The organism is Bacillota bacterium (assembly GCA_012837285.1).
In the GTDB taxonomy this organism is placed as follows: Bacteria; Bacillota; DTU030; order DUMP01; family DUMP01; genus DUNI01.
In genome coordinates, this window is record DURJ01000030.1 from 1 (window position 1) to 6,576 (window position 6,576).

General features: G+C 50.4%; 4 protein-coding genes and 1 riboswitch. All 4 genes read left to right on the forward strand.

All coding sequences use genetic code 11. The features are described from left to right. The coding region (locus GX016_01760; GenBank protein HHT70289.1) for a type I restriction endonuclease subunit R at window positions 1-2,540 on the forward strand (2,540 nt) is incomplete at its 5' end. 379 nt (window positions 2,541-2,919) lie between these two features. Continuing rightward, a riboswitch (cyclic di-GMP riboswitch) is annotated at window positions 2,920-3,007 on the forward strand. Window positions 3,008-3,119: 112 nt separating this feature from the next. Beyond that, window positions 3,120-4,772 (forward strand): DUF342 domain-containing protein, encoded by a 1,653-nt coding sequence (locus GX016_01765; GenBank protein HHT70290.1) that lies wholly within the window; start codon window positions 3,120-3,122, stop codon window positions 4,770-4,772. A gap of 78 nt (window positions 4,773-4,850) precedes the next feature. Continuing rightward, window positions 4,851-5,903 carry an HD-GYP domain-containing protein gene (locus tag GX016_01770; GenBank protein ID HHT70291.1) on the forward strand — a complete coding sequence of 351 codons (1,053 nt, stop codon included), beginning with the start codon at window positions 4,851-4,853 and terminating at the stop codon, window positions 5,901-5,903. A 269-nt stretch (window positions 5,904-6,172) separates the two neighbouring features. Beyond that, the coding region (locus tag GX016_01775; protein ID HHT70292.1) for a pyridoxal-phosphate dependent enzyme at window positions 6,173-6,576 on the forward strand (404 nt) is incomplete at its 3' end.

A 6,576-nucleotide genomic window follows, 5' to 3' on the forward strand; every position in this document is an offset into this window, starting at 1 on the left:
AGAGCCGGGTGGGCAGCATCACCGCCGGCTGGGAGCACTTTGCCGAGTGGAAAAAGGTGGAGTGCGAATCGGAGCCGGGGCGCATTTCCTTGGAGACGATGCTTAGGGGCACCTGTGATCCGGCGAGGCTGCTGGACCTGGTGGAAAACTTCACCCTGTTCATGGAGGTGCCCGGAGGGCAGGTTAAGCTGGTGGCCAAAAACCACCAGTACTTGGGTGTGAATTGCGCCCTTAGAGCCCTGGCCGAAATGAAGCAGCGGCAAGGGCGCCTGGGGGTATTTTGGCATACTCAGGGGAGCGGCAAGAGCATATCCATGATCTTCTTTTCCCAGAAGGTGCTGCGTAAGGTGCCGGGCAATTGGAGCTTTGTAGTGGTTACCGACCGCAAGGAGCTGGATGATCAGATCTATAAGAACTTTACCTCCACCAGTGTTGTTACCGAAGGGAAAGCCCAGGCCGACAGTAGCAGGCATCTGCGCCAACTGCTGCGCGAGGATCACCGCTATATCTTTACCCTGATTCATAAGTTCCGCACCGAGCCGGGCGAAGAGCACCCGGTACTGTCGGAGCGGGACGATATTATCGTTATTACCGACGAGGCCCACCGCAGCCAGTATGATACCCTGGCCCTGAATATGCGCACGGCACTGCCCAAGGCCTCGTTTATTGCCTTTACCGGCACCCCGCTGATTGTGGGCGAAGAGAAAACCCGGCAGGTTTTTGGCGACTACATTAGCATCTATGACTTTCGCCAGTCGGTGGAGGACGGGGCTACCGTGCCCCTGTACTACGAAAACCGCATCCCCGAACTGCAGTTGACCAACCAGGATCTCAATGAAGATATGGCCGATTTGCTTGATGCGGCGGCACTGGACGAAGAGCAGGAGAAGAAGGTAGAAAGAGAGTTTGCCTGCCAGTACCATCTCATTACCAGAGATGACCGCTTGGAGGCGGTGGCGGCGGACATAGTAGATCACTTTATTGGCCGGGGCTTCCAGGGCAAGGCTATGGTCATCTGCATCGATAAGGCCACGGCTATACGCATGTACGACAAGGTACGGAAGCACTGGATGAAAAAGATTAAAGAGCTTAGCTTGCAGCTCAGGCGGGCTCCGGAAGAAGAATGGCCTGGGATAAAAGAGAACATCAAGTTACTTGAAGAGACTGACATGGCGGTGATTGTGTCCCCGTCTCAGAATGAAATCCACGATATGGATCAAAAAGGCCTCGATATCCGTCCGCACCGCAAAAGGATGGTTGAGGAGGATATGGAAACCAAGTTTAAGGATCCTGCTGATCCGTTTCGACTGGTATTTGTTTGTGCCATGTGGCTCACCGGTTTTGATGTGCCTTCTTGCTCTACTCTCTACCTGGATAAGCCCATGCGCAACCATACCTTGATGCAGACTATCGCTCGAGCCAACCGGGTCTACCGGGACAAGGTGAGCGGCCTGATCGTAGACTACGTGGGCGTTTTCAGAAATCTGGAGAAGGCGCTGGCCATCTACGGGGCCGGTGGCGACAAGGGGGAGGGAGAGAGCCCGGTCCAGGACAAGGAGGCTTTGGTGGCGGCGCTGAAACATGCTATCGGGGAGGCCAGGGAACTTTGCCAGAAGCAGGGTGTCCAGTTGCAAGCCATAATCGAGGCGCAGGGATTTGAGCGGATTTCTTTGCTGGACGATGCCGTTGAGGCTCTGGTAGCCTCGGAAGAGGAGAAGAAGCACTATCTTAATTGCGCCAACAACGTTGACCGACTCTACAAGGCAATCCTTCCGGACCCGGCAGGCGAGGAGCTGCAGGCCCATTGCGGCCTGATTCGGGTCTTGGCACAGAAGATCCGTGCTTTGAGCGCCCCGGTAGATATTTCGGAGATTATGTATCAGGTAGAAGGTCTCCTGGATCGCTCCATAGCAGCCAAAGGATATATAATCAAGGAAGGCCAGCCTTTGGTCAACCTTAGCCAAATTGATTTTGAGAGCCTTAAAGACAGATTCGAGCGCGGACGCAAGTTTACCGAGCTGGAGCGGGCCAAGGCCACTGTTGCTCGGCATCTGCACAAGATGGTCCGCCTGAATCGCACCAGGATAGACTATCTGGAACGCTTTCAAAGGATGATCGATGAGTACAATTCCGGGAGCATCAACGTTGAAGAACTCTTCCGTCGCCTGATGGAATTTGCCCAGAGCCTTACAAAAGAAGAACAGCGGGCTGTGGGCGAAGAGCTCAGCGAAGAGGAGCTGGCCCTATTTGATCTTCTTACCAAACCTGAAATCGACCTTACCAGGAAGGAACGGGAGCAGGTTAAGAAGACGGCCCGCGAGCTGCTGGAGACTCTAAAGCGCGAGAAGCTAATTCTCGACTGGCGCAAGCGGCAGCAGGACCGGGCTCAGGTACGGGTTACCATTGAGAAAATCTTGGATAAGGGATTGCCGGCGGTTTACACCACGGAAATTTACGAGGCCAAGGCTGCCGCTGTTTTCCAACACGTTTACGAGTGCTACTACGGGGCTGGGAGAAGCATATACAGTGTCGCGTCCTAAAAAGAGCATTGACAGTACGGTTATTGGTTCTTTATTCCTTTAGCTTCCGGCATAATGTCATTGGGTGGGAAGTTTCCTTTCGGGGTCATTTTCTGGTTTTGACCACTTAGATAATACCCCAGAGACTCCTACTTTTATCAGTGCCTGTTTTACTTTAGCATGGCCTGTCTACCCTGGTCAGGTCAGGGGTTACTTGACACTATATGCCATAAAGCATTATAATTAACAACAAGATTAGTATTTATTGACTAGAGTGTGTGATCGGGGCAGCACTTAATACCTACTGATTACTGGGACGTAGGTATAGTTGACAAGCATGAGGTTCTTATTATGGTAGTCAATTTTGGGTGCTAGTGTTAAGAAGGTTTAGTGAATTTATCACCGTCAAGGGCAAATCCGTCGAAAGGCGGAGACGCAAAACCACAGGCCTAACACCGTGTTTTGGTTATGGCGGCTGGGTTGCCGGTACTAGATGATACGAATGGATTTACCGGAAAACCAGACGGAGGAGTCTGGTTTTTTGTGTGCGACGGGTTATGGATAGATAAAGTCAAGTAATTGCCATTGGGGGGGATGAATGTGTCTACCGCAGGAAACGCTGTCGGCAAAGATGTGGCAGGCATAGGCAGTACTGGCGGAATTGCGGCAGAAACAGTCAAACCCGGACAAACAAAGATAACAATTGAGATTGCACCCAATGGACTTACGGCTACGGCTGGCGTTAAGCCAACAATATCCGGCGATTACTGTTCCCTCAAAGATTTACCGTTCATCCGGGACCTAATCGACGAAGACATAATAGAGGAGAGCCCTCCCACTGTTGACCCTCGCCAGGTGACGATGGCGCTTAAGAATCAAGGTATTGTTGTAGGTATTGATGTCGGTGCCATTGCGGCTCTAATGGCCAACCCTACCGATGCACCTCGGGTTGTGGCGCGCGGGCTAGCACCGACTCCCGGTCAAGATGCTTCTGTAGAGCTAAAGTTTGAGCAAGAGACGAGTTTTCATATACCGACGGACGATTCACAGAAGATCGATTGGCGCAAGCTTATTCACGTACCTACGGTTAAGGTCGGGGACGAACTGGCGGTAAAACATTCTCTACGACCTGGGAAGCCGGGGCTTTCTGTAACCGGCGAAGTCTTAGCTCCACCTAAACCCAAGGATGTTGAACTGAAAGCAGGCGAGGGGTGCAAGGTGGTTGACAACATGAGTGTTGTTGCCACGCGAAATGGGCGCCCGGCCATGGTACAGGGCCGGATAGTAGTCTTCCCGGTGCTAGTGCAGGAACAAGGAGTGAAACTTAGCACCGGAAACATAAAGTTCGATGGCGATGTGGTGGTCAAGGGTAATGTGGAAGATAACATGGCTGTGGAAGCAGGTGGCGATATTGATATTATGGGAAATGCAAACAATGCCTCGCTGAAGGCCAGCGGACGAGTAGTAGTATATAAGAATCTAATAGGTGGCTCAGTACAAGCTGGCGGTGTTGGTTTACTGCATTTAAAACACTGTACAGATTGGGAGCGACTGACACAAAAACTAGAAGACTGCACGAGAATCATGACTCAGATGACTCAGCATCCTGAGTTGGCTCAAGTGATAGCCCGGCAAGGTTGGGTGCTGGTTCTGCAGAAACTGGTGGATAGCAAGTTCCGTTGTGTTCGGGAATTGATAGAACACCTTACCGCTGGCTACAAAGGAGTCGAAGGAATGTCTGCCAAAGAGGTCTGGGATGTCCTTACCCCATTGCAGGAATTGCTGCAGGGAGGTAGCAAACCAGAGAACGCAGGTATTGGTAAACTCATTATGGTGACCAAAATAGCTAGGGGTTTCCATGAGAGCATGAGTGAAACGAATGAAGATAGATTGTCTTTTAAAGCTTGCTATGTTCAGGGTACGTACGTTGAGGCCAGTGGTGATATAATTGTCTTTGGGCCAGGGTGTTACCAGTCGCATTTGTATGCTGGGCGGGCTGTGCATGTTCAGGGAAGACCGGGTGTGGTAAGGGGCGGGGTTGTATATTCGAGAAAGGAAGCAATCGTCAACGAAGCAGGGTCGTTAGCAGGAACGCCTACTTTGCTTAGGGTAGATGCAAAAGGAACAATCAAGATTAATAAAGTTCATCCCAATGTGACCATACAAGTTGGAAGTAGTAGTTACAAATTTGGCAGTGGAGATAACTACGTTGTGGCTCGAATTAATGATCGTGGACACCTGGTTATACATTAACTTAACAAGGTGCTGTAAAGTTTCCCAGATTTGGTGACCTGGGGTATTAAGACAAAAGATTGTGAGGGAATTGGAGTAGTGGAGAGGGAAGTGGCCGAGTCCTGGTTGGAAAGACTGTTGCTCCTTATTCAAGAAGGACGCCGACAATTGAGGAAGACACAGTCATTGATAACTTATGTAGGTATTTTGGGTTTGGTTTTGTTAGCCGTAACCTTTTCAGTTTATCTATCCGGAGGAGCTAAGACATCGTTTCCCAATCTGTTTTACCTTCCCATTGTTATTACTGGGGTAGTTAAAGGTAGGGCGTGGGGCAGTGTAACGGGTCTGGTTTCCGGTTTGTTGTGCGGCCCACTAATGCCAAGTGATGTTGTGGCCGGAGTAATGCAGGAGACCGGTAATTGGATGTTAAGAGCAGCCTTTTTTGCCTTCACCGGGTACATTTCCGGGATAAGCAGTTCCTTGCTATTAGTAAAGAACCGACAGTTGTTGAGAACAAACGCGGAGCTTGATACCACTCTAAAAGAGCTGACTTCCTCGTTTGCACGTACCATAGATGCGAAAGATCCTTATACAGCTAACCACGCCGAAAAAGTGGCGGAGTATTCCGTGTGGCTGGGCAAGGAAATCGGCCTGTCTTCTGAGCAGCTGGAGGATCTGTATAAGGCAGGAATCCTTCATGACATCGGTAAGATCGGAATTCCGGATAACATCCTGAAAAAACCCGGACGGCTGACCACAGAGGAATTCGAGTTAGTAAAACAACACCCTGAGTATGGTCACGATATACTAAGACCTATTGCGGGATTGCAGAAATGTGCAGAAATGGTGCTGTATCACCACAAAGGTATTGACGGTTCCGGTTACCCCGGTGATATTGGGAATGGTCACGTTCCATTGGGCGCTAGAATACTGGCCATAACTGATGCCTGGGATGCCATGACTTCTGATAGGACATATAGGAAAGCGTTATCTAGGGAAGAAGCTATCAAGCAGTTGTCCGAAGGCAGTGGCACGCAATTCGACCCGTTGCTGGCGGCAAAATTTATTGAGATGGTTTCGAAAGAATCGATAGTTATTGATCAGAAGCAGTCTGGTAGGGTACATAACGATTTGGAGTCATCTCGTCCTTGATAGGAGTGGGCTTGGTAATTTATCTGTGATAACAGCAAGGATTCCGACGACAAAGAGTGCCGGAGTCTTTTTTTGTGGCAGGAATTGTGCTTGCTAAGTAGAAGATTATTGATACGAACAGAATTCTACCGGCAAGATGGGTTATAGAGTCAGTACCAGTAAGCTAAATTGCAGAAAAGTCAAAAAGGAGGGCAAATATGGTTCTTACAGTTGAAAGACTAGGACTTAAGGGGATCGTGGCTGAAGACAAAAGGCAAGAATTGGCTGGAATGACACCGCCGGCTTTCTTAGATATAAAGACGGCCCAGCGGATCAGGAAGTTTCATCAGTCTTTGCCTGGCTATGAACCGACTCCCTTGGCTAATTTGTCTAATTTGGCCCGGGAGCTGGGTGTAGGGCATATTTATGTGAAGGACGAGTCAGCCCGGTTTGGCCTGAATGCGTTTAAGGTGCTGGGGAGCTCTTATGCCATGGGTAAGTTCATTGGCCGCCAGCTGGGCCTGGACGAGAGAGCGCTAACATTTGATTACCTTTGCTCTGAAGAACTGCGGCGGAAGCTGGGCGAGGTAACCTTTGCCACGGCCACTGACGGGAATCATGGGCGCGGCGTGGCTTGGACGGCGCAGCAACTGGGCCAGCGGGCGGTGGTGTATCTGCCTGTCGGTGTTGCCTG